General features: G+C 37.1%; 1 tRNA gene. It reads left to right on the top strand.

The features are described 5' to 3' along the window. The first annotated feature begins 2 nt into the window (after nt 1-2). Nucleotides 3-79: transfer RNA gene (locus tag EJJ37_RS20005), tRNA-Ile, on the top strand. The last annotated feature ends 161 nt before the right edge of the window (nt 80-240 follow it).

Below are 240 nucleotides of genomic sequence, written 5' to 3'. Positions count from 1 at the left end.
ATGGGTCTATAGCTCAGCTGGTTAGAGCGCACGCCTGATAAGCGTGAGGTCGATGGTTCGAGTCCATTTAGACCCACCAATTTGTTCTTTGAAAATTGCATATGAATTATATAATATAACTTCAAAACATATTGAGAAGTAAGCCAAGAAATATTCTTTGTGATATTAAATGCAAAACTTTGAAAAATTTTGACTAAATAGGTCAAGCTACAAAGGGCGCATGGTGAATGCCTTGGCATC

Source organism: Clostridium cuniculi, assembly GCF_004353185.1.
GTDB lineage: Bacteria > Bacillota > Clostridia > Clostridiales > Clostridiaceae > Clostridium > Clostridium cuniculi.
This window is presented reverse-complemented; position numbering and strand designations above follow the sequence as displayed.